Raw genomic sequence first — 24,863 nt, forward strand, 5'->3', positions numbered from 1 at the left:
CTATCAACCGGTCAGGGTTTACGTGGTTTATCGTATGTGAAATATTCCAGTGAAGTTTTGGCTATATCTGAAATATCTTCTATCTGCCGCCTTGTCAGCCTTTCGATCTGGTTCCGGTTTACATCAGCCTTGAAATGGTCCATGAATTTCTCTATCGGGTACCAGATGAGCCCTTCCTGGTCCTGTTCATATGTGTAGGTATGCCCGCCATCTTTCCCGACTGTCTTTTTATTTTCGAGTCTCACCTTCCTGATCTGCCCGACATCCAGCCCGGCATAGCCGAAAATCTGTTCAAACACATCTCTCGGCGACTCCAACAGATCCTCGAACCTGAAAATGTGATAATTGGGTATTTTTTTCGAGTCGGCAATAATGCGCTGACACCCTCTTTCATAATCCTGTGCTATTTTCGCAAGTGACACGCCACGCCGGATATGTCCTTCGCACATCGCATAACCATTCCTGACCAGGGCGATAAAGGTTGCATCGGGATACATTCGTGCGAGGTCGTTTGACAAACAAACAAGGCCGCCAAGATTTTTACTCAATAAACGTGACCGGGCAATCTCCTCATCGGTATACCTGACCCCTTCCGACTTGTAACAATTCTGTGTTGGTCCTCGCGCCTTGAGTTTCTCATCAAACAGCACTTTATCAATGCACTGCATTGCGCGCTTTGAAAGGGCTTTACGGTCCTCCCATAAATCCAGCGAGAACACATCCTGTCTTTGTGCCGCAAGCACCGGCAAGTAATTCCAGAGTTTTGATAAAACGACTGACGCCGGTTCCTTGAACCTTCGCGGAAACCCCTTGCCTTTGAAGACCTCCTGTATTTCTCCACGTGGCGAGCAGACTTCCGGATGTGAACGCAGCAGGTTCAGTACGATATTCGTACCGCCGTGCTGAAATCCCAGAATAAAAATCGGCCTCTTGTTTAACACGCGTGTTTTCCAGCCATTCCAGCGCAATCATCACCATTTCCGGAGTGACACATTGCACACAATTGTTTGTTATTTACATCAACAATCCGCGGATGTCGGTAGTTTTTACACAATTTAACACATCAAATCGCACTTTGGCACTCCGGCCACCCTTCACCCATCTTAAAATTATGAGAAAAATCTGTAGTTTCATGTAACTACCATCATAACCGTCAAAATAATAGCCGCAAATTCTTACAGTTATAATGCCAAGCAGAACCTTTGCCGTGACAATTTTTACTGTATAATGCGCCGATATTACAAATACAAGTATAAGAATCTGTAAGCGTACAAACTCCCGGATGAAGTGCGCCTGCACAAAGGCATCAGTCGGATGATCAAGGATTTTGGCCGCCGCGCCTTCATTAAAAAAACGCTTACCTTGTTATCAGGGCTGTCGATGTACGGCTGTGGAGGTGGCTCCGGTTCTTCGGGGACAACCCCGGCTCCGTCTCCAACACCTGCGCCCACTCCTCCGGCTTTTCTCGTACATCCTTCAGACCAGACTGCCGTCAAGGGAGACATTGCAACATTCGAGACACTCGCTTCCGGTGCAGAGCCGCTTTTCTATCAATGGCAGCGAAATGGCCTGGATATTCCGGGTGCAACAGGTCTTACTTACACCACATCACCCACAGCACTCGGTGATGATGCAGTCTTTAGCGTAATCGCCACTAACAGCGCAGGCAGCGTAACCAGCCTTGATGCCCAACTGACTGTTCTTCCACCAAAGATTACTGCTGATTCAACAAGTGTAACAGTTGATTCAACCTTGCTGACCGTCGACAACAGCCTGATATAGCCGGTATCAACAACATGATCAACGGTACTGCCTGTTGTAATAATCACGATATGCCCCATCACGCACTCGCGCCCACCATTCCTTGTTGTCCAGATACCACAGGATGGTTTCCTCAATACCCTTCTCGAACGTATAAAGAGGCTCCCAATCAAGTTCGCGCTTCATTTTACCGGCATCTATGGCATAACGCCGGTCATGTCCGAGGCGATCCTTTATATATGTAATAAGATTGCTCTTCGGCGCATTACCAGGCCTTAACTCATCAAGATGCTCACACACAAGCTTGACGATATCGATATTCGCCCATTCATTACAGCCGCCTATATTATAGGTTTCTCCCAAACAACCTTTATCAAGCACCACATCGATACCCCGGCAATGATCTTCCACATGCAACCAGTCACGAATATTCATGCCATCACCATAGATTGGCAGGGGTTTGCCTTCGAGAGCATTGATAATTACCAGCGGGATCAGCTTTTCCGGAAACTGGTAGGGGCCATAGTTATTTGAGCAATTGGTTGTCAGCACCGGCAGGTCATAGGTGTGGTAATAAGCGCGCGCAAGGTGGTCTGATGCCGCCTTTGATGCGGAGTAGGGACTATTCGGTGCAAAAGGCGTTTGTTCTGTAAATGCCGGATCCTCGGGACCAAGCGAGCCATATACCTCATCAGTTGAAACATGCAGGAAGCGGCATCCTGTTTTATCTTTGTCCCAGAACTTTCGAGCCGCCTCCAAAAGCGTGAATGTTCCATGGATATTTGTTTTTATAAATACCTCGGGACCGAGGATCGATCGATCCACATGTGATTCCGCTGCAAAATTAACAACTGTATCAATTTTTTCATCTTCAAAAACTTTTTCAATACAGTCAACATCACAGACATTTCCGTGAATAAAACGATAATTGGGGTTCGACTCAATATCCTTAAGACTTTCAAGGTTACCCGCATAGGTCAGCGCATCTAGATTAACCACCCGATCACCCGGATGATTCGCCAACCAGTAACGAACAAAGTTGGAGCCTATGAACCCTGCACCACCGGTAATTAACACATTTCTCATTCTTATCGACCTTTTACGACAGCAACGTCACGCCTGCGAGCCACTCTGCTGCTTCAGCATCCTGTACAGACTTTCCCGCCAGTGAGGAATTTGATAATCCAGCATACCTCGTATTTTCACCTTACTCATTACAGAATAAGCCGGCCGCTTCGCCGGCAACGGGAAATCTTCAGTCGGAATCGGGCGAATAGTTTCCGCCACGACAGGAAAACCCGCACGTTTTGCGCCAGCGACTATTTCCATTGCAAAGTCATACCATGAAGCAACACCTTCATTACTGAACTGGTAAGTCCCCGTTGCTTCATTTTTAATTAACACTCGCATGGCTTTGACAATATCACTGGTCCATGAGGGTGCACCGATCTGGTCATCGACCACTCTCAGCTCTTCCCGTTCCGCAGCCAGGCGTAAAATGGTTTTGACAAAATTATGGCCGTGCGCACCGTAGACCCAGGCTGTCCTGAGAATCAGCGCCTCGGGCAGCACTTCGCGTATGGCCTGCTCTCCTTCCAGTTTGGACTGGCCGTAAACACCGAGCGGGTTGGTTGCATCACTTTCTTTATAGGGCCGCGATTGCTCGCCACCGAAAATGAAATCGGTGGATACATGCAAAAGGTGACCACCACTACGTTTCACACCTTCTGCCACAGCACGAGCAGCATCGCGATTAACGGTAAAGGCGAGCTCCCGTTCTTCCTCGGCTTTATCAACCTGCGTATAAGCGGCGCAATTAATCACCCAGTCAGCCGAATAGTCAGCTATCGCCTCTGCCACCTGTGCAGGCTGTGAAAAATCCAGCTCATCCCGGCCGATTGAAATAAAGGCCTCGCCATCTGCCTGCAGCGCCAACACCGCTTCCCTGCCAAGCTGGCCTTTAGCACCCGTTACCAGGATCGTCACAACGCATCCTCGTAAACCGGCAACTTGCGACCCATATCACTGAGCAGCCGATTATTGGCATCCTTGTCAGAAATCCTGAAATCACGTCCCGGCCAGTCTATGCCGATTGCAGAGTCGTCCCAGCGAATACCATGCTCAAATTCAGGCGCATAATAATCTGTACACTTGTATAAAAAGTCTGCGGTCTCACTCAACACACAAAATCCATGCGCAAATCCTGGCGGAACATAAAGCTGGTGCTGGTTTTTCTCACTCAGCTCTGCACCGACCCACCGACCGAAGGTCGGCGAATCCTGCCGAATATCAACCGCCACATCAAACACTGATCCAGTCGCTACACGCACCAGCTTGCCCTGCGGCTGCTGGAGCTGGTAGTGCAGGCCACGCAGCACTCCCTGACTTGATCGGGAGTGGTTATCCTGAACAAAGTCCACATCCAGACCAGCCTCCGCATACTTTCTTCTATGCCAGCTCTCCATAAAGAATCCGCGACTGTCCCCAAATACGTCTGGCTCGATCAACAGCACCTCGGGGATCTCCATTGGGCTGATCTTCATGCGCAATGCCCATCTTCTTCAAGAATGTCCAGCAGATAACGTCCGTAACCATTCTTCGCCAGCGGTTGCGCCAGCTTCTCCAACTCGTCAGAAGATATATAACCCATCCGGTAAGCAATCTCTTCCACGCAACAGACCTTCAGCCCCTGCCGCTGCTCAACTGTTTCTATAAAATTCGCGGCCTGCAATAGTGACTCATGTGTCCCGGTATCAAGCCAGGCTGTACCACGACCCAGCTTTTCAACCTGCAGACTCCCGTCCTGCAGGTAGCGGGAATTAATATCCGTGATTTCCAGCTCACCGCGCGGAGAAGGCTTGAGGTTGGCAGCAATATCCACTACGCGATTATCGTAGAAATATAACCCCGTCACTGCATAATGAGAACGTGGCTTTTCCGGTTTTTCTTCTATCGATAAAGCCTGGCCACTTTCATCAAACTCAACCACGCCATAGCGTTCCGGATCACGCACACGGTAAGCAAACACTGTAGCGCCTGATTCACGCTCTGCCGCACGGCGCAAATTGGTGCCCATACCGTGACCGTAAAAAATGTTATCGCCAAGCACCAGGCAGCAGGATGAAGTACCAATAAACTCTTTGCCAATGGTGAAGGCCTGCGCCAGCCCTTCCGGCTTTGGTTGCACAGCGTACTGGATATCCAGACCAAACTGGTTTCCGTCACCCAGCAGTCTCTGGAATGCCTCACTGTCTTCCGGCGTGGTAATGATCAGCGCTTCCCGAATACCCGCCAACATCAAGGTTGACAGTGGGTAGTAGATCATCGGCTTGTCGTACACCGGCATCAGTTGTTTACTGACCGAACGCGTCAGGGGATACAAGCGCGTCCCGGAACCGCCGGCCAGGATAATACCTTTCATATTATTTATACTCAGCAGGATTATTAACCATCAGATTGCACACCCTGCGTATCCAGGTAACCTTCTCTTAATAAATAGAGATAGATATCCTGTGCGGCTTCCATAGGCGTCAAACCTTCGGTATTGACACGCAGTTCGGGCTGCTCCGGTATTTCGTAGGGATCGCTGATTCCTGTGAACTCAGGAATTTCACCACGTCGCGCCTTGGCATACAGTCCTTTGCGGTCACGCGCCTCGCAAGCTTCCAGTGAGGTTGCCACATGGATTTCAATAAAGTCACCATGCGGTTCGATCATCTCCCGGACAGAACGGCGCATTTGCGTATAAGGTGCAATCGGCGCACAAATTGCAATGCCACGATTCTTGGTGATTTCACTGGCCACGTAACCTATCCGGTTGACGTTCAGGTAACGGTGTTCCTTCGAGAAGCCCAGCTCGCTGGAAAGATGCTGACGTACAACATCACCATCCAGCAGTGTGACCGGTCGCTCGCCAGCCTCCAGCATCTTGGCATAAATGATTTTTGCCAGCGTGGATTTTCCTGACCCGGACAGACCGGTAAAGAACAGGGTAAAACCCTGCTTGCTGCGAGGCGGGTAAGCCTTGCGCAACTCGCGCACCACCTCAGGATAGCTGAACCAGGACGGTATCTCCTCGCCCTTGCTGAGGTCGGCCTTTAGCTGCGCATCGGTATAATCAGTGGCTTCCAGTCCTTCGCGCTCGATGACTGACGCAGGCAGAAAACGATCTTTTGACGGAACATAGCGCATCGCTTCCACGGGAACAATTTCGATATCAAGTTCTTTACTGAATTTATTGACAAGTTCACGTGACTGCTCAGGTTGGTAGAATGGCTGGTCCTTGCCATCTGCATCTGCCGGCGGATAGGCGTGCCTTGGCCCGATAATCATGTGAGAACAGCCATAGTTCTGACTGACGATTGCATGCCACAAGGCTTCACGCGGCCCCGCCATTCGCATGGCCAGTGGCAACAGTGACAACATCGCCAGGTTTTGCGGGAAGTGCTGCCGAATTGCCTGGTAACAGCGCACACGGGCGTAATAGTGCAAATCACCTGGCTTGGTTATACCTACGGTGGGGTGGAGCAGGATGTGCCCCTGTATATCCTTTGCCGCCTGCAAGGTAATATCCCGCTGCAGCCGGTGCATCGGCTTCGAAGTCTGGAAAGATACAACGCGGCGCCAGCCTTTCTTCCTGAACAAGGCGCGCAGTTCCTGCGGCGTATCCCAGAAGCTCTCGAAATCGTGGTGTACGGGTGACTGGATACCTTCGATCTGCCCACTTATATATACGGGCTTTACAACTTCGTTCAGGTATCGCACTCCCGGATGTGCATCCGAAGTGGTGCCATAAACCTTTTCCGCTTCACGCTTCTTGTCCGGCTGCCAGATATCCTCAACGGTCAACACTGCGGGCATAAAACCCTCGCCATCACGCAGTGCGATTTTTGTTCCTTTTTCCAGCTTGCCTGCAAAGGCCTGGTCGACATCAAGCACAATCGGTACCGGCCAGACTGTGCCATCCGCCAGCCGCACACGATCAAGGACTGATTCGTAATCGGCCTGGTTCATGAACCCGGCCAGTGGGGAGAACGCACCGTTCATCAGTAATTCGAGGTCGCAGACCTGTCGCTGACTAAGGGTAAGTGACAGATATTGCTGAGATTCTGTCTTGAGGGCTTCCGCCTTTTCCGGGTCGACCAATAGATTGACTAACTGGCCGCCGTGCGGTTGTACAAAAAACTCTTTCGTTGCCATTTGTTAAAATTCCACGATCCAAGTTGCCAGTGCGGGTTTGTCGAAATTATTATGCAGTCCAGTTAAACGGCCGGATGTCGGAATTTTTTACATCCACGACCTGGTACCCCCGGACAGTGGAGTTTAGGTGTTCATCATTACAGGGTAAACCCCCGTCGCGGTAACGCTGGCTACCGCCACCCCGCCAATCTGCCCATACACTCCCGATTCAACGCCTGCACCCGCTGCTGGCTTGCCGCTTCGTTATAACAGCGCAATTCGGGCGCATTGCCGGATGGCCGCAGGTGGACGATCTCACCATTCTCGAAGGTAATCCTCAGGCCATCGGTCTGGTCTGTCTGCTGCACGGCGGCGTCGCACAGATCGCCGAACATCGCTTCAATCGCCTTATCAGAGGCTGCCAGTTGTTCGATTTTCTGTCTCGATAATTCGGTGGGGAAGGCTTTCAGCCGGTCACTGGCGGTAAAGCGCGGCGGCAAGGCCGCCACCTGCTGGCTGACCGGCAGGCCCTGCTGGTGTGCACTGGCCAGGATCGCCAGCATTGGCAGCACCGCATCGCGCGTCGGCAACGCCTTCAGCGTTTTGCCGTTCAGGGCAATATCAGAGGCCAGCAGAAAGCCGCCATTGGCTTCATAGCCGGCCACGCGGGTAGCCCCTGCGGCAAGCGCCTGGTTCATCTGCTCGATCACATAGGGCGAGCCGATTCTTGTCCGGAACACTTCGTCGAACCCGCCGCAGGCTTCCACCACGCTGTTGCTGCTGACCGGCGTCACCAGCGTCTGAATACCGAGAAAGCGGGCACAAAGCACACCAACGACATCGCCACGCAGCCACTCGCCCTGTTCATCAGAAATCAGCGGGCGGTCTGCATCGCCATCGGTCGAGATGACGGCATCAAAGCCCTGCTCTGCCGCCCATTGCCGACCCAACGCGATGTCTTCTTCGCGGATCGCTTCGGTATCGACAGGGATAAAAATGTCCGAACGTGCCAGCGGCATAACCTCGGCACCCAGCGCTTGCAGAATTGTCACCAGCAGGTCGCGGGCCACGCCGGAGTGCTGGTACACACCGACACGCATACCGGCAAGCGCGTCCGGGCCGAAGAAATCTTCATAACGCGCCAGGTAAGCGCGCTCCGCTGCCGGATCGGCAGGCGGCAGAGCTTTCTCATCGATCACCGGGAAAGGTTCGGGCAATGTCACCGTCTGTTCCCGGATCATGGCCTCGTCACGCTTGAGAATTTCACCTTCTGGCCGGTTGAACTTGATGCCGTTGCGGTCATCCGGAATATGGCTGCCAGTCACCATAATAGACGCGTTATTGTGTTGTATGGCGTGAAATGCCACCGCCGGCGACGGTAGCCTGCCGGTGTAAACCGCATTAAAACCCGCATCCTCCACGGCCTTTGCCACCGCCACAAGAATGCGTGGCGTACTGGGCCGCAGGTCGCCTGCCAGCAGGATATCGCTACCCTGTTTCAGCGTGCCGTCTGTCTCCATGGCCTGAATGAAGGCGCGCGTGTAGGCATAGCAGACCTCTGGCGTCATGGCCTCGACAGTGCCGCGCGCACCACTGGTGCCAAAGGCAACACCGCTGCGGTCCATCAGTTCGCTGATTACTACGGCTTTCACACCCCTGGGCCTCTGAAGTGATCAGTCATTGCGATGCCTTGACCCGCAAGGGTAAGGTACCCGTAATGAAGCCCGGAGGGATTCTATGGGCGCAGCGCGGCAATCTGTTTGACATGGTGCCAGACTGTCGGAGATTGCTTCGCTGCGCTCGCAATGACGTGGGGTGGTGGGGTGGGGGGTGGGGGACATCACGTTGCAGGCTTCCGCCTGGACGGCAGGCCGTACCAGAGGAACAGCGCCAGCAATAACAATCCCAGTTGCAATGCGAGTCCTTGCAGGTTCGGGTAGATACCCAGTAAATCAAAGCGCGGGAAGTTGACCGGAGTGACCGGAATGTAGCCGGCCTCCTGCAAGGCGGCCACACCCTTGCCGGCAAAGATCACGGCCAGTACAAACATCAGGATACCGGTGACGCTGAAGAACTGGCGCAGCGGCAACCGCATGCTGTAACGCATCACCAGCCAGGCAAGCACCACCAGCACGCCGATGGCCGTACCAAAACCACCAAGCGCCATACTCCGGCCCGCTTCATCGGTCTGCGCCCACAGTGCCTGGTAGAACAGGATGGTTTCGAAAACTTCGCGGTACACGGTAATAAAGGACAGGCCGGACAGACCCCATAGCGCACCGGCGCCGAGTGCCTTGCGCACATTGTGCTCGATAAACTGTCGCCATTGCGCGGCGTTGGTTTTGTCGTGCAACCAGAAACCGACATAGAACAGCACCGCTGTCGCCGTCAGCGCCGCCACCCCCTCGGTAATTTCACGACTGGCGCCACTGATTTCGATGAGTGAAACCGAGGCCCACCAGGTCAGGAAACCGACCACCAGTGCGCCGATCCAGCCAAAGTGCAGGTAACGCATGTTATTTTTGTGTTCTGTCTTGACCAGGAAGGCGGCCAGCGCTGCAACCACCAGCAAGGCTTCCAGTCCCTCACGCAGCAGGATAAAGAAGGCGCTGGCAAAGGCCGCCGTACCGGACAGGCTGCGGCCGCTCAGACGCTGGGATGCAACGTCGAGTTTACCCTTGATCTCGATGACTGAACGCTCAAGTTGGTCGGCCGGCACACCCTCGCGAATCTGGTTGCGCAGCGCGGTCATGGCATGCTCGATGTCCAGCCTGAGCTCGCTGTCGACGGCATTGAGCCCTCGCTCGACCAGCTCGAAACCTTCCAGGTAGGCCTCCACCGCCATGCGGTAGGCCTTGTCGCGATCGCCGGCCTTGTAGGCTGTCACCACATCGTCGAGCCGGTGCAGTGAAAACTCCAGTGGCGAACGATTGGAAAACAGTGCTTCCGGGTTGGCCCGCAGGTAACCCATCATCTCGCTACCGGCAGGCCCGAATTCACGCTCGGCTTCGGCCGGCGTCAGCACGGTAAGCTTGCGAATATCCTGCAGGGGCGCCAGCTTCGGGTCAGAAAAATTGGCTACCGTGCCACTCCGCTGCTCATCGCTGATGGCGAGCTGACCCACATAAAAGGCCAGCGACCAGCGGTCATCGGCGGACATTTCATGGAAGGGCGTCATGGCGGTGTCCGGCACACCCTGGGTAATGGTGTTGTAGAGACCATAGAGGTTGCGCTGGGCGTAACGTTTGCGATCGGTAAAGTCGATAGGGGGTGGCTGCATACCGGCAGCCATGGGACCATCTCCCGCACCTGTCGCCCCGTGGCAACTGGCACAGCGCTCGCTGTAAAGCTGCGCGCCACGCACCAGGTCCGGCGTCTTGCGTGGCACAACCGTCACCTTGTAACCCTCGATAATGGCCTTGCGCATTTCACCGGTCAGGCTGCGTATCTCTGCCGGGTCCGCCTTCGCCAACACGCGTTCGGCGAGCCGGGCGCCCTGCCCGGCCAGCTTGTCCCGCGTCGATCCCTCGGGTAAATCGGCTATCTGCCGGACGATTCCCTGGGAAAAATCCTGCATCTCCTCGAATTCACCGGGATGGGTCACCTTGCCACCACTGACAGCCTCTCCGTAATCGACACCTACATAGTCAATAAGCTGGAGAAGTTGCTGGATATCACCCGCCCGGGACAGGGAAGAAAAAACCAGAAGTGACAGAACAAGAACAACGCGTTTCATAAGCAACATTAACTATGCGGGGAAATGAGGCCTCAAATTATAATGATTCGCATTTAGATTGCAAACAGCCCTGAAATTTTCAGGGCTATTACAGGGACCCTCACTAATCGAGCTTGTTGACCCATACGGCATGGACGTTCACAAATTCCCGGATACCGTGGATGGACAGCTCGCGTCCGTAGCCGGAATTTCGGATGCCGCCGAACGGCATGCGCGGGTCCGACCTGGACATATCGTTGACAAAAGCAGCCCCGGACTGGATACCGTCCTCCGCAATCCGCTCGCCACGCGCCAGGTCCTCGGTCCAGACCGCACCCGCCAGGCCAAAGTCGGTGCAATTGGCTACTTTTATGGCCTCCGCCTCGTCTTTCACCCGAATCAGCGTTGCCACCGGGCCGAACAGTTCTTCGGACCATGCCGCCATGCCTTCTTCAACGCCGGCCAGTACCGTCGCCGGGTAGTAAGCGCCCGGGCCATCGGGAATTTCGCCACCGGTGAGCAGTTTTGCGCCACCCTGCAAGGTGCGCTGGACCTGGTCGTGCAAGCCATCGCGTAAGTCCATACGCGCCTGGGGGCCGATATAGACGCCCTCTTCGGCCGGATCGCCCATTTTGAGGTTTTTCACCGCCTCGACAAACTTCCGTTCGAACGCGTCATAAACCGCATCGACGACAATAAATCGCTTGGCGGCAATGCAACTCTGCCCGCTGTTCTGGTAGCGCCCGACAATGCCGACTTCCACGGCCTTGTCGATATTGGCATCCTCCAGCACGATAAACGGGTCCGATCCGCCCAGTTCCAGCACGCATTTTTTCAGCACCTTGCCCGCCTCGCTGGCCACCGCACGACCGGCCGCCACACTGGACGTAATCGTTACCGCGGCGATACGCGGGTCATGGATGACTTTTGTGGTTTGCGGGACATCGATAAGCAGGGAGCGGAACAGGTTTTCCGGCAGGCCGGCTTCGCGGAAAATATCTTCGATCATTAACGCGCAACCAAACACGTTTGGCGCATGTTTCAGCAAGGCGCCATTACCGGCCATCAGCGACGGCGCTGCGAAACGGAACACCTGCCATAGCGGGAAGTTCCAGGGCATAACGGCCAGCACCACGCCCAGCGGCTTGTAGGTCACAAAACTGTGGTGCGCCTCGGTTTCAACCTCTTCAGAGGCCAGGAAACGCTCGCCGTTCTCGGCGTAATAGTCGCAACCCCAGGCACACTTCTCGACCTCTGCAAGCCCTTGCGGCCAGATCTTGCCCATTTCGCGCATCATGACCCTGGCATAAGCTTCCTTGTTCTTGCGTAACACGGTCGCCACTGATTTCATCAACCGGGCCCGTTCAGCAAACGGGGTGTCTGCCCAGACCTGCTGGGCGCTATGACACTTCGTCAGTATGCCTCCCACTTCTTCGGGGGGCATCTCCGCGTAGCGCTCGACTGTCTCACCGGTTGCGGGATTAATGATATCGAAGGTCATTCGCGGCTCCTTTGCCTGTTATCCAGTTCTGTCAACTCTAACACCTGTACACAGCCTGTAAACCTTCGGGCCGCTGTCTCGACATTCCATGCTACCCGTCTACACTGTTACGCAGGGGACAGGAGTGGCTCATGGAACATGCGGTCGAGTCCATCATTGCCAACTGCCGGGGCTTTGGTCAGGTTCTGCACCTTGCAAGGACAGCTGCGGCCTCTTCGTGCGCCATCCTCATCACAGGCGAGAGCGGCACGGGCAAGGAACTTGTCGCACGCACTATTCACGACCACTCACCGCACAAGGCGGGCCGTTACTACCCGGTCAATGTAGCGGCACTGCCCTGTGATCTTGTAGAGAGCCATTTATTCGGGCACGTCAGTGGCGCATTTACCGGCGCCATACACAACCGTGCCGGGGCATTCCGCAAGGCGGACGGTGGCACATTGCTACTGGATGAAATCGGCGACCTGCCATCTGGGGCACAACCCAAATTACTGCGCGCACTTGAACAGAAAGAGATCCAGCCGGTGGGCTCTGACGAAACTATTGCCGTCGATACCCGTGTTATCGCCGCAACCTCACAAGATCTCGAGAAAATGGTCGAGTCCGGTCAGTTCCGCAAAGACCTGCTATACCGCCTGAATGTTGTGGAGATCCATATCCCTCCACTGCGAGAGCGCCCGGAGGATATTCCTGCACTTGCCGAGTATTATTGCATACGTCATGCCAGGGCTAACGAAAAGCCCGTAAAACGACTGAATGCAGACGCCTGCCTGCAGCTCCTGAACCACCCCTGGAATGGTAATGTCAGGGAGCTGTCCAACATGATCGAACGTGCGGTACTGTTCTGCCAGTCAGATACCATTGGCCCCGAAGACCTTAACCTGAGCGGATGCCATGAAAGTATCTACTCCCCGACCACAACGTTGCAGGAGGCTGTCGATATCTTCAAAAAGCAGCACATCATCTCGGTGCTTCAGCGTGCCAAGGGAAATCGTAACGGGGCAGCCGAGATCCTCGGCGTATCCCAGGCCACGTTATTTCGCTATATCGACAAATATGACCTGAAAGGCTACGCGCTTCACAAGCGCAACGATTCTCCTTCTCAAACATGAGAGCATCAACGCCCCCAGCACTCTCATTTGTGTAACCTGTCAGCCACACACTTTAATCAAATCGGTATAAACCCGCGGCTTTTCCAACATGGCCGCTATGGCACAAAGCCTGCATTCCCGTCCACTGCACCATCCTTTGACAATGACTCAAGGGGAAACACCATGGCTACACAGATTCATACTGACACGGGGATGAAACCGGCGGTGAATACACCGGGCATCCACACTTTTTCCAGTGAAGACCGTATTTCACTGCTCGAACAGGAGGTGCAGGAACTACGCCGCAACACCCCTGACAGCAACAAGGTAACGCTGCTGATGTTTTCCGGTGACCAGGACAAGGCGCTTGCCGGACTGACCGTCGCTACAACGGCGGCGGCCATGGGTATGGATGTCACCCTTTTTTTCACCTTCTGGGGCATTAATGTCCTCAAACAGAAACGCCTCTACGCCGGCAAAAATATCAAGGAAAAGATGATCGACCTTATGACACCGGCCGGCGCAAACAGCATGGGTGTATCCAAACTCAATATGCTTGGTGCCGGCGCTGGCATGCTCAAGCAGATGATGCATGACAAACATGTTGCCTCGGCTGAAGAGCTTCTGGAGCTGGCCATCGACAACGGAGTCCACGTCATTGCCTGCAGCATGACCTTACAGGTAATGGGCATCAAGGAGGACGAACTGATTGGCGGTATTGATGTTGCGGGAGCCGCCAGCTACCTGGCCGAGGCAAGCCAGTCAGGATGTACATTGTTTATCTGATTGCACGAAGGAGAATTGTCATGGCTACAGCAAACCAAAAAGTTGGACTGGTACTACATGTTGACGATACGCTGGGCGAATCCCGGCGACTGGATATCGAACAGGCTATCGAGGGTGAACAGGGCGTTTCAGGTGCACACTTTGCAGATCGCCGGCCACATCTCATGGTCGTTGAATATGACCCGCAGCTCACCAGTTCAATAAAAATCCTGGAACGCGTCAATCACCAGAGCGTTCATGCAGAGCTGATTGGCCCGATCTAGGGAACCTCTGAAAAATAGCCCGCTGACCGACCGGAGCGTGATGTCGGTACAACATTATGCAGAGGGAAAATGGTGGCCGGGGACAGAATCGAACTGCCGACACGGGGATTTTCAATCCCCTGCTCTACCAACTGAGCTACCCGGCCGGAGAAAGGAAGCGCGTATTAAACAGGTCGGCCTCGCGGGCGTCAAGCCCGAATGCCGGGAATCCGGCCAATTGACGGATTATCGGGCGTTGCAGGTGCGGTTGCCCGCAATTTAGTCAGGCTTACTGGCTATCCGGCGGCACAAATCCATCCAGTGTGTCGGCGCCTTCACCAAAAAAGAATTTTTCCATTTGCGCTTCGAGAAACTTGCGCGCCTTCGGGTCGACCGGCGACAGACGATACTCGTTGATCAACATGGTCTGCTGGCCCATCCATTTCTGCCAGGCTTCCTTTGAAACGTTTTCGAAAATCCGCTTGCCGAGTTCACCGGGGTAGGTCTGACGATCCAGGCCTTCTGCTTCCTTGCCCAGTACTACACACTTAACCATTCGGGCCATGCCGGATGTCTCCTCAATCTGATGCCTGCAAACACTGCAGCAGGCGTTGAACGGGCGCTGGCAGTCCCAGCGCCCCGGGTTGCCCGGTGTTATACCAGAGTCCCCCATCGCCATCCATCACAGAAAAAACCGGGTTTTGCAGCTTTACGTGACACGGCGTGATTTCCAGATGGAAATGACTGAAGGTGTGACGCACTACGTCGCGTTCGTGGATTTCCGCCGGCAAACCCTTTTCAGCCAGCCAGCGGTGCACCGCAGCAGTTCCATCAAATTCGGGAAAACTCCACAAGCCACCCCAGATGCCGCTGGGTGGCCGTTGCTGTAACCAGACAGCCTGCTGCACGTCCTGCAATAACAGCATGTGTACCTTGCGTACCGGCAAGGTCTTTCGTGGTCTGGGGGATGGCAGGTCGCGTTGAACACCCTGCTGACGCGCAAGGCAACCGGATGTCAGCGGGCAAGTGTCACAATCCGGCTGCCCGCGTCTGCAAAGCGTTGCGCCGAGATCCATCATGGCCTGGTTGTAGGCCGCAACATTCTCCGCTGGTGTGGCGGCCTCGGCCAGTGACCACAGTTCACGCAGCACACTGCTGCTGCCCGGCCAGCCGTGCACGGCGTGATAGCGCGCCAGTACCCGCTTTACGTTTCCGTCGAGGATGGCATGGCGCTGGCCACAGGCCAGCGAAAGTATGGCCCCCGCTGTCGAGCGGCCGATACCGGGCAAGGCTTCAACCTGCTTAAACTGTTCCGGGAATATACCCTTGTAAGTGTCACGCACCTGCTGTGCCGCCTTGTGCAGGTTGCGGGCGCGTGCGTAATAGCCAAGACCTGACCAGTAGTGAAGCACCTCGTCCTGCGGTGCATCGGCAAGACGGTGTATATCCGGGAAACGGGACATAAAGCGCTGGTAATAAGGGATGACGGTCTTTACCTGGGTCTGCTGCAGCATGATTTCCGAGACCCACACGCGATAGGGCAGCGGATGCTTCTGCCAGGGCAGATCCTTTCTGCCGTGGACTTCAAACCAGGCCAGTATGTTGTCTGAAAACGCCATGCGCCTGCCGCTTGTTATTTTCCGCCGGCAGCGCCCTTGACTCTGTAGTACTCCCGGTACCAGTCAACAAAATTCGCGACACCCTGTTCGACCGACATGTCCGGCTTGTAACCGACGTCGCGAACCAGGTCCTGTACATCGGCGTAGGTATCGGGCACATCACCGGCCTGCAGGGGTAACATATTTTTCTCGGCCTTGATGCCCAGGCAATCCTCCAGCACTTCAATGTAGTGCATCAACTCGACGGGTTCATTGTTACCGATGTTGTACAGCGCATAGGGTCCGGTGCTGCTGGCAGCATCGGGATGCTCGCCCGACCATTCCGGGTTGGGCTGCGCGACGCGATCCAGGGTGCGAACCACGCCTTCCACAATGTCGTCGATGTAGGTGAAATCGCGACGGTGCTTGCCGTAGTTGAATACGTCTATGGGTTCACCGGCAAGTATCTTGCGCGTAAACAGGAACAGCGCCATGTCGGGACGCCCCCAGGGACCGTACACGGTAAAAAACCTGAGTCCCGTAGTCGGCAGCCGGTACAGGTGGCTGTAGGTATGCGCCATCAACTCATTGGCTTTTTTGGTAGCCGCATAAATACTGACCGGGTGGTCGACATTGTCGTGTACCGAGAATGGCATTTTGGTATTGGAACCATACACGGAACTGCTGGAGGCATAGACCAGATGCTCGACATCGTTATAGCGACAACCTTCGAGGATATTCATGAATCCGACGACATTGGTATCGATATAGGAATTCGGATTTTCCAGCGAGTAGCGCACACCGGCCTGCGCGGCCAGATTGACGACACGATCTGGCTTGTACTTTTTAAATACCTCGGCCACACCATCGCGATCCGCAATATCGAGGCGCACATCGGTAAAGCCCGGGTTACCGGTTACCCGTGCCAGCCTGGCCTCTTTTAGCGAAGGGTCGTAATAGTCATTCAGGTTATCGATACCGATAACTTCATCGCCTCTTTCCAGCAGGCGGATTGCCAGGTCATTTCCGATAAAGCCGGCTGCGCCGGTGATTAAAACTTTCATAGTGTTTTTCCCGCTTTGGATTTTTCCTGAATTCAGAGCCTGCCGTCTACGGCATCGGCCGGCAGAAGGTACTTCACATCGTAGATAACACTTTTATGCTTTCCAAAAGCACGTATGCCGGCTTCGCCCAACTCACGGAAGCTGTCGTGCGCAACTGCAATCACAATGGCATCGTAATGGCCCTGCTGTGGCTGTTCGACCGGCCTGATACCGTACTCGCGTCCGGCTGCTTCACTATCGACCCACGGGTCATAGACATCGACGCTGGCGTTGTATCCCCGCAAGGCCTCGATAATATCGATGACACGCGTGTTGCGAAAATCAGGGCAGTTTTCCTTGAAGGCCAGCCCCATCACCAGTATGCGCGCATCATGCACGGGCAAGTTCGCCCGGTTCATCAACCCGAAAACCTGCTCGGCTACATAGGTCCCCATACTGTCATTGATGCGCCGGCCTGCAAGAATAACTTCCGGGTGGTAGCCAATTTCCTGTGCCTTGTGGGTCAGGTAGTAGGGATCCACCCCGATACAGTGCCCACCCACCAGGCCGGGGCGGAAGGGCAGAAAGTTCCACTTGGTGCCGGCGGCCTCGAGCACTTCCAGCGTATCGATATCAAGCCGGTTAAAAATCAGCGCCAGTTCGTTGACCAGTGCGATATTGATATCACGCTGGGTATTTTCAATGACCTTGGCGGCTTCGGCGACACGGATACTGCTGACCTTGTGGGTACCGGCAGAAATAATTTCCCGGTACAGGGCATCGACGAAGTCAGCGGTTTCCGGTGTCGAACCGGAGGTGACTTTCGTGACGTGGGTCAAGCGGTGCGCCCTGTCACCCGGGTTTACCCGCTCCGGACTGTAGCCGACAAAAAAGTCTTTATTGAAAACCCGGCCGGACACGTCTTCCAGCACAGGCACACATACCTCCTCGGTCGCCCCCGGGTAGACGGTCGATTCAAAAATAACGACATCATCTGGCTTGAGCAGTTTGCCCAGCATGCGGCAGGCTGACAGCAACGGCTCGAGGTCCGGACGCTTATGCGCGTCGATCGGGGTCGGCGCCGTAATGATGTAGACATTACAGGTAGCCAGATCATCGATCTTCCCGTGATACTCCAGCCGGGTTGCGGCAGCAAGCGCTGCAACATCGACCTCAAGTGTACTGTCCCTGCCTGACCTCAGCTCGCCGATGCGCTGTGCATTGATGTCGAAGCCGAGCGTTGGCATCTGCTTGCCGAACTCCACGGCAAGCGGCAAACCGACATAGCCAAGACCGATAATACCGATCCTGGCATCCTGTACCGTCAGCACGCCAGGACTCGTGACACGTCCTCTCTAGCGGAGCAGGCCCTTAAGGGTATCGCCAAACTGTTTCTCCAGTTTTTTCTCAAGTTTTTTCTTTACCTTCTTTTTGATTTCTTTTTTGGCGGCGTCTTTCACGACGGTATCCAGTTTTACCTGGTAGCGGGGCTCGGCAAAGGTACCACTGACCTGAACCGGGATAGCGACGCCCTTCAACTCTTCGAGATCCTTGCCACCCTGACCTTCGAGACTGCCCACCAGCTTGGTTGTCACAAGGTAGTCAATCGTCTCGGCCGGCAGGTTGACTGTGCCCTTGCCGTCGACACGCAACAACGGGCTCTTGATCAGCAGATCATCGTTACGTAAAACGCCGTTGGTAACGACCGCCGTACCTTGCATTTCGGAAAAGTCAGTCTGCTCCGGTGTATTGTCAGCCGGCACCGGCTTGCCCTTGAGTATGGCCTGCGCCTTGCGAATGAGACGAATCAGGTTGACACCCTTCACGGCACCATTGGCGAACGTAAATGACAGGTTGCCATTGAGGGTGCGCTTGAATGCTTCCGGGGTCTGCCCTTTTGCCGTCAGTTTTGCACTGATGTCGGTCTTGCCCTGCAAGCGGTCCTGGTCAACCATGTCTTTCAACAAGGGGCCGATTTGTACGCCGGACAGAGATTCATTCAGTGATATCACCGGTTTTTTACCCCGCACATCCAGCTTTACGTCACCGCTGTAGCTTCCCTCGTACAGAGATGCTTTTGCCGGGTAGATCCGCACTACACCGTCTTTGGCTTTCAGCTCCATACTGACATCGCGGCTGCGTAACTGCGCCGCTTTCAGCTCCGCAATGGAAAGCTTGCCGGCAAGGTCGAGTGAGCGCAGTGTTTCAACCGGGATCATCCCGGCACCCGCCGCTGCCGCTGCAGTCGGTGTCGCCGGCGTAGTCTCCTGCTGTGGTGGCAGGTAACGATCGACATCGATTGTATCGAGACTGATCCCGAAACGCATTGCCGGACGCGCAAAATTGGCAACAGAAAGACTGCCATCCACCGTCGAATCATCAAGGCGAATACGGATGTCGGAAAGTTTAAGGCTGTTCGGGGTGGCCGCCAGTGCAAGAACGGCGTCTGCACGGCTGAGCACGGCCGGATCTGAAGTCTCCGGTGGCGTCACGTCAAACGCCGCCATCAGGTCGCGCGGAACAAATTCCCTGATCTTGAGCTTACCGTTGAAGCTGGCATCACTCATGATCTGTTTGCCTGAAAGATCGCCTTCCATGGTCATGCCGGCAACCTGAAAGACAAGATCAGACAGTTTCAGTGTCTGTGCATCGATATCAACTGCCACGTCGAAATCAAGCTCTGGCGCCAGTCCGCTTGCCGGCAGCCCGCTTCCCTTGACCCTCATTGACAACGATACCGGCACGCGCTCACCAGACCCGATTGCACCGGTCTTGAGGCTTAAATCGTCGACCTGGTAGCGGCTGCCGGCCTGACGGTCGTCCCATACAAGCTGTGCATCCTCTATTTCGACACCACCGATCGCCAGACCGGCCAGTGCCGGTGCTGCGCCAGGCTCCGGGGCAGTTTCCTTTTTCGCCGGCTTCTTTTCAGCCGCTGCACCTGCCAGATCCTGCCAGTTGGTCCGACCCGATTTGTCGGTCTCCAGCGACACCTTCAGTCCTTTCAGCACCACGGTATCCATGACCAGTTCCCGGGACAACAAGGGCAACAGTTTTACCCGGATCTGGACAGTTTCAACCTGCGCAAACGGCTGACTGGAAAAGCCTTTCGCATTGGACAGCGCGCTATCGCCGATACCCACCCCCAGCCAGGGGAATACCGACAGTTCCAGATCGCCCTTCATGGTCAGGGTTCGCCCGGTACTGGATTCCACCGCACTGGCAATCTCCGGCTTGAAGTCATTCGGGTCGATGATCATGGGCAAAACCACCACGGCCACAATAATCAGCACCAGCAACGCCCCGACACCCAGACCCGCCCAGCGTATCAACTTACTCATAGCAAACCCCTGTTAACTGAAAACCGGTGCAATCCTGCAGAGCAGGTTAATGATGGAGCGGGTGATGGGAATCGAACCCACGTTTGAAGCTTGGGAAGCTCCAGTTCTACCATTGAACTACACCCGCAATATTCAATTATCACGGCAGTTTACAACTCATAGGGGGTAAGAGTCACCACCTGACGGTAGTGGAATGGTATCTGGACACAGGAACAGTCCCCACACCACCCACCAGTGTATTAGTAGACCCATTAGGGACGCCTTCAGTGCACTACATCTGAGCGATTGGGTCGCACTTTAGCGATGGTGGTGTTCTTCGCCAAATTTCCGACATGTGTAAAGAACAACAGAAAAGATGTCGATTTAACTTACAATTAAGCGTAGGCAATAATGCGTGGCCTTACCGCAACCAATTGGATTTCGACGTAATAATTTTTATGGTGCGAATTCTGCTTAATAAGCGGGTTGATAGAAACGCGTTGGCGGGATTCAAAACAATTAACTGTCTATGTGCAAGTGTCCTGGCATGGAGCATTGAGTAATCTGGAGGAGAAACAGGATGGTATTGAAAGATTTTGCATGGGGCGCTTTGTCAGCCGCGGCCTTGGCAGCCGGTATTTTTTCGGGTACGGCGCAGGCATTCCTCATAACTAACACGGGGATGCAGGCTGGAAACCCGCCTGGAGACCTGTACGAAGTAAAAATCTCTTCGACCGACGTAAACAGTTCCTTTGACATTTTCTGGAACGTGCCGTCCAGCGCGAGCTCGGCACTGACCCATGACCTTGCGGCGGAAATGACAGTATCAGTCGATGCATTTACCAGTACGACGCTGGATCTGAGCATCGCCATCAGCAACACTACGTTACTCGATGGCGGCTTCAAGGCGAATATATTGTCGTTCGGATTTGGTGTGGATCCGGATGTGGTGCCCTCGTTCCTGACCTCTGGAACGACCTTTGTAACTGTCGCTGATGGCCAGGGTGGTCAGCAGTCATTCCCGGGGGGGTTCAAGGGAATAGACGTTTGTGCGTTTGCCGCCAACAACTGTTCCGGTGGGAGTGTAAACGATGGACTGGCTATCGGTGCGTCAGACAGCATGCAGATACGCCTGACAGGTGCGTTCGGTTCGGATCCTATGGCGATACTCATGGGCTTTCCGCTCAAGTTCCAGACTGACGAAGGTTCGTATGAGCCCGCGGGCGCGGTGGTTCCGGTACCCGCAGCCGTTTGGTTGTTTGGCTCAGGATTGATCGGTTTGGTCGGATTGGCGCGGAGAAAGAAAGCCGCTTAAAACCTTAATCATTTTCTTACGAGACTTCTAGCGGCGCCCTCGGGTGCCGTTATGCTTTGCACGGTTCGCTATAACGGTCATTACGCCTGCCCGCTAGTGGCGCCCACCCCCACTCTTCTGTAAACTACTGTCTCTTAAGAGTATTGCGGGTGTAATTCAATGGTGGAACTGGGCCATTTTGCCCGAAAACCCCTACCAGGGGTATTTGCCGGCAGCATCGTGCCGGCACTGATACTGGCAGCCGGCCTGACGGCTGATGCACAAGCACAAGCACAAGCACAAGCACAAGCACAGAGTGAAACACGAACCACCGCATCGCACATTGACCGTTTCCACGCCAGCATGACCGGATCTGCCAATGATGCCGCACGCTGGTTCGACTCGTTTTTCGAAGACGAACGATTCATCGCCGAGGAAGCGACAAGCCGTATCCGGCTGCGTCCTTCGCTGCTGCTCGAAGAAGGGAAATCCTTCCGCGTCAAACTGTCTGTGGGGGCGCGACTGAATGTGCCACGATTTAACCGAAAACTGAAACTCGTTGTCAGCGACGAAGAAAGCGATGCAAAAGGAACTCTCGATTCGCAACGTTTCACAGATCCGGAAACCGATGAGACCAACGTCGGCCTGCAGTATGTCCTGCACGACAAGGACCGGTTAAATACCAACATTACCGCGGGCATTAAACTGGGTGGTGATCACGGCGTGGATCTGTTCATAGGCCCACGCCTGCGAAAAACCTGGCAACTTTCCCCCTGGCAACTGCGATTTACCGAGCGGATTCGCTGGTATACCGATATCGGCTGGGAGTCCAGAACACGACTGGATACCGAACGCATTGTGGGCACATCATGGTTCTTCCGTGGCACTTTTGATGTCCGTATCAGGGAAGAAGACCTGTCAGACAAAGGCCTGCGCTACAGTCTTGGACCCGCCCTGATACAAAAGATCCATCCGCGCGCCGCCATTGAATACCAGTGGAGCACCAGTTTTGTCACACGACCCAATCATGCCGTCGACGAAACCGGGCTACGCATCAAATTTCGTCGACAAATCTGGCGAAAGTGGCTGTTCTATGAAATCAATCCACAACTGGTCTTCCGCAACGATGATGATTTTCGTGCCACCCCCGGGATCGAGTTCAGAGTGGAAGCCTCGTTCGGCGGGCTGGACAAGCCAGCAAACCAGGAGAAAGTGGATTGATGATTCAGCGCTGAACCTGCTGGTACATTTTATCTATCCGGGGCTGATAACGTTCAATGATCTTTGCCCGCTTTGTCTTCAGTGTTGGCGTAACCAACCCGTCTTCCACAGTCCATGGCTCAAGGCTCAGGCTTACACGCCGGATTCGCGCATAACCGGGAAAGTCATGTAACTGCGCCTGAATACGAGCCAGCACTTTTTTCTGTAACCGCTCATCATCAAGACTTTCCCTTTCAAAGGGATCCAGCCCAAGCTCCTTTGCAAAACCAAACCAGAGATCGGCATTCAGTACAACCAGTGCTGCAAGACAGGGCTGGCCCTCTCCCACCACCAGCGCCTGCTCAAACAGGGGGTCGAGGCAGATAGCGGATTCCATATCCGCAGGCGGGATCTTTTCGCCATTGGAGAGCACCAGGATGTCTTTCAGACGCCCTGTAATACAAATGCGCCCCCTGTCATCGATACGCACCTGGTCGCCGGTATGCAGCCAGCCGTCTGCATCGATCATCTCGGCTGTTGCAGCGTGATTGTTCCAGTACCCCAGCATCACGCCGGGGCTTTTCACCAGCAACTCATCGCTTTCGCCTACGCATACATCGATGCCGCGACACGGTTCACCCACAGTCGATGGATCATTACGCCCGGGAACATTAACGCTGATGATGGGGCTGGTTTCGGTGAGCCCGTAGCCTTGCAATATTTCCAGTCCCAGGCCAATAAAGACTTTTGAAACGGTCAACGGCAAAGCCGCGCCACCACTGACCGCATAGCGCATGCGGCCACCCAGTTTTTCAGTCACCTTGTCACCGACCAGCTTCTTCAACAGGGGGTTGAACAACAGTACCGGAGACCAGCTTGCTTCACCTTGCTGGCGACGGAAATTTCGCCAGCCGATGTTGACTGCCGTATTGAACAACCAGCGTGCCAAAGGCGATTTTTTTTCCAGCTGCGCGCTGATACGTCCGTGAACGCGCTCAAAGATTCGCGGCACCGCAATCATGACGGTAGGCTGTATATGCAACAGATCCTCGGCCAGCTGCGGGACAGAACGGGCGTGCGCCACGGCAGCGCCCGCCATCATCGGCAGGTAGTAACCGCCGGTTCGCTCCAGCGTATGTGATAACGGCAGGAAGGACAGGAACAGGTCCTGTTGGTAGCAGGACACTGATGTCACCGCCGTATGCGCAACCGACAACATATTATAGTGACTGAGCATCACACCCTTGGAACGCCCGGTTGTGCCGGAGGTGTAGACAATTGAAGCCAGCCCATGTGGGTCGCCTTCACGACGGGTAATGGCCGGTGCGGTGACCGGCAGCCAGTCGTCGACAAAACGCAATCTCTCATCCTCCGCAAGCGCCGATTCACGCGCCTCGACACTCTCGGGGGGATCCACAATCAGGACACGCTGCAAAACGGTGTTATCCGCCAGTGAAGGCTCAAGTTTTTTCCACTGCGACAGAGTTTGCACCAGCATCAGCGACACGGCCGCATCATCGAGAATATAGGCTACGTTATCCGGACGGTCCTCGGTATACAGCGGCACGGTCACCAGCGCTTCAGCCATCGCTGCCTGGTCAAAGCAGACCCAGTCCAGGCTGTTACGCAGCCGGATTGCAACCCGCTCACCGACATCCAGACCTTCGTCAGCCAACGCCGCACGCCAGCGCGCAACACAACGTGCCACATCCCGCCAGGTGTAATCACGCCAGTCTTTCGTGGCCTTGTCGAAATTCCGGTATGCCAGGGTGTCGGGGCTGCGCCGCACGCGCTCGACAAACAGCCCGTCCAGCGTGGACGCCGTTTCTACCGTTATCAGATCTTCCTGCCAATCGACCATACCCGCTATTTGTCCATGGAATCACCGCCGATGCAACTTTTACGGTAGAATATGGTGACATGGAACTGGTCATCAATGGCGAAACCCAACAGGCCCCGGAAGGCACCACGGCGGCCGCCCTGCTCAACCGGCTTGGGCTGGAAAACGAGCGGCTGGCGATAGAGGTCAACCAGGAAATCGTGCCACGCAGCCAGTTTGAGACCTATACCTTCGTGCCGGGCGACCGGATCGAAATCGTGCGTGCCATCGGTGGTGGCAGTGCAAAACCCTAAC

The 24,863-nt window shown here is 54.8% G+C and carries 22 protein-coding genes and 2 tRNA genes; 7 read left to right on the forward strand and 17 right to left on the reverse strand.

Features of this window, described 5'->3' with window-relative positions:
• Window positions 1-11: 11 nt before the first annotated feature.
• Window positions 12-941, reverse strand: coding sequence for a sulfotransferase (locus DFR30_RS13715; protein WP_165869224.1), 930 nt, complete (start codon window positions 939-941; stop codon window positions 12-14).
• Between the two features lie 373 nt (window positions 942-1,314).
• On the opposite strand from DFR30_RS13715, the gene DFR30_RS13720 reads away from it, so the two are divergent.
• Window positions 1,315-1,782, forward strand: a complete 468-nt coding sequence (locus DFR30_RS13720) for an immunoglobulin domain-containing protein (RefSeq protein ID WP_207891908.1) — start codon at window positions 1,315-1,317, stop codon at window positions 1,780-1,782.
• Between the two features lie 18 nt (window positions 1,783-1,800).
• Here DFR30_RS13720 and rfbB read toward each other — a convergent pair whose 3' ends face one another.
• From rfbB to DFR30_RS13760, 8 genes are all read right to left on the reverse strand, one after another.
• Window positions 1,801-2,847 carry a dTDP-glucose 4,6-dehydratase gene (gene rfbB / locus DFR30_RS13725; RefSeq protein ID WP_132974193.1) on the reverse strand — a complete coding sequence of 349 codons (1,047 nt, stop codon included), beginning with the start codon at window positions 2,845-2,847 and terminating at the stop codon, window positions 1,801-1,803.
• Window positions 2,848-2,874: 27 nt separating this feature from the next.
• Window positions 2,875-3,747 (reverse strand): dTDP-4-dehydrorhamnose reductase, encoded by an 873-nt coding sequence (rfbD, locus tag DFR30_RS13730; RefSeq protein WP_132974195.1) that lies wholly within the window; start codon window positions 3,745-3,747, stop codon window positions 2,875-2,877.
• Window positions 3,744-4,304, reverse strand: coding sequence for a dTDP-4-dehydrorhamnose 3,5-epimerase (gene rfbC / locus DFR30_RS13735; RefSeq protein WP_132974196.1), 561 nt, complete (start codon window positions 4,302-4,304; stop codon window positions 3,744-3,746). Before rfbC ends, rfbD begins: the two co-directional genes overlap by 4 nt.
• The gene (rfbA, locus tag DFR30_RS13740; protein ID WP_132974198.1) at window positions 4,301-5,182 is read right to left on the reverse strand and encodes a glucose-1-phosphate thymidylyltransferase RfbA; all 882 of its coding nucleotides are present in this window, start codon (window positions 5,180-5,182) and stop codon (window positions 4,301-4,303) included. Before rfbA ends, rfbC begins: the two co-directional genes overlap by 4 nt.
• Before the next feature lie 23 nt (window positions 5,183-5,205).
• Complete coding sequence (locus DFR30_RS13745; RefSeq protein ID WP_132974201.1) at window positions 5,206-6,960, reverse strand: bifunctional sulfate adenylyltransferase/adenylylsulfate kinase; 1,755 nt, start codon at window positions 6,958-6,960, stop codon at window positions 5,206-5,208.
• A 170-nt stretch (window positions 6,961-7,130) separates the two neighbouring features.
• Window positions 7,131-8,591, reverse strand: a complete 1,461-nt coding sequence (locus DFR30_RS13750; protein ID WP_243640743.1) for a phosphomannomutase — start codon at window positions 8,589-8,591, stop codon at window positions 7,131-7,133.
• Between the two features lie 188 nt (window positions 8,592-8,779).
• A complete protein-coding gene (locus tag DFR30_RS13755) occupies window positions 8,780-10,675 on the reverse strand; it encodes a cytochrome c/FTR1 family iron permease (protein ID WP_207891909.1) in 1,896 nt (631 codons plus the stop codon).
• A gap of 103 nt (window positions 10,676-10,778) precedes the next feature.
• Window positions 10,779-12,155 (reverse strand): NAD-dependent succinate-semialdehyde dehydrogenase, encoded by a 1,377-nt coding sequence (locus DFR30_RS13760; RefSeq protein ID WP_132974205.1) that lies wholly within the window; start codon window positions 12,153-12,155, stop codon window positions 10,779-10,781.
• A gap of 131 nt (window positions 12,156-12,286) precedes the next feature.
• On the opposite strand from DFR30_RS13760, the gene DFR30_RS13765 reads away from it, so the two are divergent.
• From DFR30_RS13765 to DFR30_RS13775, 3 genes are all read left to right on the forward strand, one after another.
• Window positions 12,287-13,267 carry a sigma-54 interaction domain-containing protein gene (locus DFR30_RS13765; RefSeq protein ID WP_132974207.1) on the forward strand — a complete coding sequence of 327 codons (981 nt, stop codon included), beginning with the start codon at window positions 12,287-12,289 and terminating at the stop codon, window positions 13,265-13,267.
• A 162-nt stretch (window positions 13,268-13,429) separates the two neighbouring features.
• On the forward strand, window positions 13,430-14,032 hold the full coding sequence (locus DFR30_RS13770) for a DsrE/DsrF/DrsH-like family protein (protein WP_132974209.1): 603 nt from the start codon (window positions 13,430-13,432) through the stop codon (window positions 14,030-14,032).
• Between the two features lie 20 nt (window positions 14,033-14,052).
• Window positions 14,053-14,295, forward strand: coding sequence for an ATP-binding protein (locus DFR30_RS13775; RefSeq protein ID WP_132974211.1), 243 nt, complete (start codon window positions 14,053-14,055; stop codon window positions 14,293-14,295).
• A gap of 70 nt (window positions 14,296-14,365) precedes the next feature.
• Here DFR30_RS13775 and DFR30_RS13780 read toward each other — a convergent pair.
• The 7 genes from DFR30_RS13780 to DFR30_RS13810 all read right to left on the reverse strand — a co-directional run bounded on the left by DFR30_RS13780 (window position 14,366) and on the right by DFR30_RS13810 (window position 20,383).
• Window positions 14,366-14,441, reverse strand: a tRNA-Phe gene (locus DFR30_RS13780).
• 122 nt (window positions 14,442-14,563) lie between these two features.
• Window positions 14,564-14,839 (reverse strand): oxidative damage protection protein, encoded by a 276-nt coding sequence (locus DFR30_RS13785; protein WP_132974213.1) that lies wholly within the window; start codon window positions 14,837-14,839, stop codon window positions 14,564-14,566.
• 13 nt (window positions 14,840-14,852) lie between these two features.
• Complete coding sequence (mutY, locus tag DFR30_RS13790; RefSeq protein WP_132974215.1) at window positions 14,853-15,893, reverse strand: A/G-specific adenine glycosylase; 1,041 nt, start codon at window positions 15,891-15,893, stop codon at window positions 14,853-14,855.
• 14 nt (window positions 15,894-15,907) lie between these two features.
• Window positions 15,908-16,936 (reverse strand): NAD-dependent epimerase, encoded by a 1,029-nt coding sequence (locus tag DFR30_RS13795; RefSeq protein WP_132974217.1) that lies wholly within the window; start codon window positions 16,934-16,936, stop codon window positions 15,908-15,910.
• Between the two features lie 32 nt (window positions 16,937-16,968).
• Window positions 16,969-18,246: a Vi polysaccharide biosynthesis UDP-N-acetylglucosamine C-6 dehydrogenase TviB gene (gene tviB, locus DFR30_RS13800; protein ID WP_132974219.1), complete on the reverse strand. Its 1,278-nt coding sequence runs from the start codon at window positions 18,244-18,246 to the stop codon at window positions 16,969-16,971.
• A 24-nt stretch (window positions 18,247-18,270) separates the two neighbouring features.
• Complete coding sequence (locus DFR30_RS13805) at window positions 18,271-20,256, reverse strand: AsmA family protein (RefSeq protein ID WP_132974221.1); 1,986 nt, start codon at window positions 20,254-20,256, stop codon at window positions 18,271-18,273.
• 53 nt (window positions 20,257-20,309) lie between these two features.
• Window positions 20,310-20,383: transfer RNA gene (locus DFR30_RS13810), tRNA-Gly, on the reverse strand.
• Window positions 20,384-20,815: 432 nt separating this feature from the next.
• Between DFR30_RS13810 and DFR30_RS13815 the strand changes: the two genes are divergently transcribed.
• Both DFR30_RS13815 and DFR30_RS13820 read left to right on the forward strand, forming a co-directional pair.
• On the forward strand, window positions 20,816-21,550 hold the full coding sequence (locus tag DFR30_RS13815; RefSeq protein ID WP_207891910.1) for a cistern family PEP-CTERM protein: 735 nt from the start codon (window positions 20,816-20,818) through the stop codon (window positions 21,548-21,550).
• Between the two features lie 159 nt (window positions 21,551-21,709).
• Window positions 21,710-22,750: a hypothetical protein gene (locus DFR30_RS13820; RefSeq protein WP_132974223.1), complete on the forward strand. Its 1,041-nt coding sequence runs from the start codon at window positions 21,710-21,712 to the stop codon at window positions 22,748-22,750.
• Between the two features lie 4 nt (window positions 22,751-22,754).
• Here the strand turns inward: DFR30_RS13820 and DFR30_RS13825 are convergent, their stop codons facing one another.
• Window positions 22,755-24,590, reverse strand: a complete 1,836-nt coding sequence (locus DFR30_RS13825) for an AMP-dependent synthetase/ligase (protein ID WP_132974225.1) — start codon at window positions 24,588-24,590, stop codon at window positions 22,755-22,757.
• Between the two features lie 59 nt (window positions 24,591-24,649).
• Between DFR30_RS13825 and thiS the strand changes: the two genes are divergently transcribed.
• On the forward strand, window positions 24,650-24,862 hold the full coding sequence (gene thiS / locus DFR30_RS13830; RefSeq protein ID WP_132974227.1) for a sulfur carrier protein ThiS: 213 nt from the start codon (window positions 24,650-24,652) through the stop codon (window positions 24,860-24,862).
• The last annotated feature ends 1 nt before the right edge of the window (window position 24,863 follow it).

The sequence above is a fragment of the Thiogranum longum genome, assembly GCF_004339085.1.
Taxonomy (GTDB): domain Bacteria; phylum Pseudomonadota; class Gammaproteobacteria; order DSM-19610; family DSM-19610; genus Thiogranum; species Thiogranum longum.

What these genes read in the sequence shown, in the direction of transcription:
- DFR30_RS13815 (WP_207891910.1), top strand. Translation starts at nt 20,816, where the DNA reads ATGGTATTGAAAGATTTTGCATGGGGCGCTTTGTCAGCCGCGGCCTTG.
- rfbB (WP_132974193.1), bottom strand. Translation starts at nt 2,847, where the DNA reads ATGAGAAATGTGTTAATTACCGGTGGTGCAGGGTTCATAGGCTCCAAC.
- thiS (WP_132974227.1), top strand. Translation starts at nt 24,650, where the DNA reads ATGGAACTGGTCATCAATGGCGAAACCCAACAGGCCCCGGAAGGCACC.
- DFR30_RS13760 (WP_132974205.1), bottom strand. Translation starts at nt 12,155, where the DNA reads ATGACCTTCGATATCATTAATCCCGCAACCGGTGAGACAGTCGAGCGC.
- mutY (WP_132974215.1), bottom strand. Translation starts at nt 15,893, where the DNA reads ATGGCGTTTTCAGACAACATACTGGCCTGGTTTGAAGTCCACGGCAGA.
- DFR30_RS13820 (WP_132974223.1), top strand. Translation starts at nt 21,710, where the DNA reads ATGGTGGAACTGGGCCATTTTGCCCGAAAACCCCTACCAGGGGTATTT.
- DFR30_RS13805 (WP_132974221.1), bottom strand. Translation starts at nt 20,256, where the DNA reads ATGAGTAAGTTGATACGCTGGGCGGGTCTGGGTGTCGGGGCGTTGCTG.
- DFR30_RS13720 (WP_207891908.1), top strand. Translation starts at nt 1,315, where the DNA reads ATGATCAAGGATTTTGGCCGCCGCGCCTTCATTAAAAAAACGCTTACC.
- DFR30_RS13785 (WP_132974213.1), bottom strand. Translation starts at nt 14,839, where the DNA reads ATGGCCCGAATGGTTAAGTGTGTAGTACTGGGCAAGGAAGCAGAAGGC.
- rfbA (WP_132974198.1), bottom strand. Translation starts at nt 5,182, where the DNA reads ATGAAAGGTATTATCCTGGCCGGCGGTTCCGGGACGCGCTTGTATCCC.
- DFR30_RS13770 (WP_132974209.1), top strand. Translation starts at nt 13,430, where the DNA reads ATGGCTACACAGATTCATACTGACACGGGGATGAAACCGGCGGTGAAT.
- rfbC (WP_132974196.1), bottom strand. Translation starts at nt 4,304, where the DNA reads ATGAAGATCAGCCCAATGGAGATCCCCGAGGTGCTGTTGATCGAGCCA.
- DFR30_RS13755 (WP_207891909.1), bottom strand. Translation starts at nt 10,675, where the DNA reads ATGAAACGCGTTGTTCTTGTTCTGTCACTTCTGGTTTTTTCTTCCCTG.
- DFR30_RS13765 (WP_132974207.1), top strand. Translation starts at nt 12,287, where the DNA reads ATGGAACATGCGGTCGAGTCCATCATTGCCAACTGCCGGGGCTTTGGT.
- DFR30_RS13775 (WP_132974211.1), top strand. Translation starts at nt 14,053, where the DNA reads ATGGCTACAGCAAACCAAAAAGTTGGACTGGTACTACATGTTGACGAT.
- DFR30_RS13795 (WP_132974217.1), bottom strand. Translation starts at nt 16,936, where the DNA reads ATGAAAGTTTTAATCACCGGCGCAGCCGGCTTTATCGGAAATGACCTG.
- DFR30_RS13825 (WP_132974225.1), bottom strand. Translation starts at nt 24,590, where the DNA reads ATGGTCGATTGGCAGGAAGATCTGATAACGGTAGAAACGGCGTCCACG.
- DFR30_RS13745 (WP_132974201.1), bottom strand. Translation starts at nt 6,960, where the DNA reads ATGGCAACGAAAGAGTTTTTTGTACAACCGCACGGCGGCCAGTTAGTC.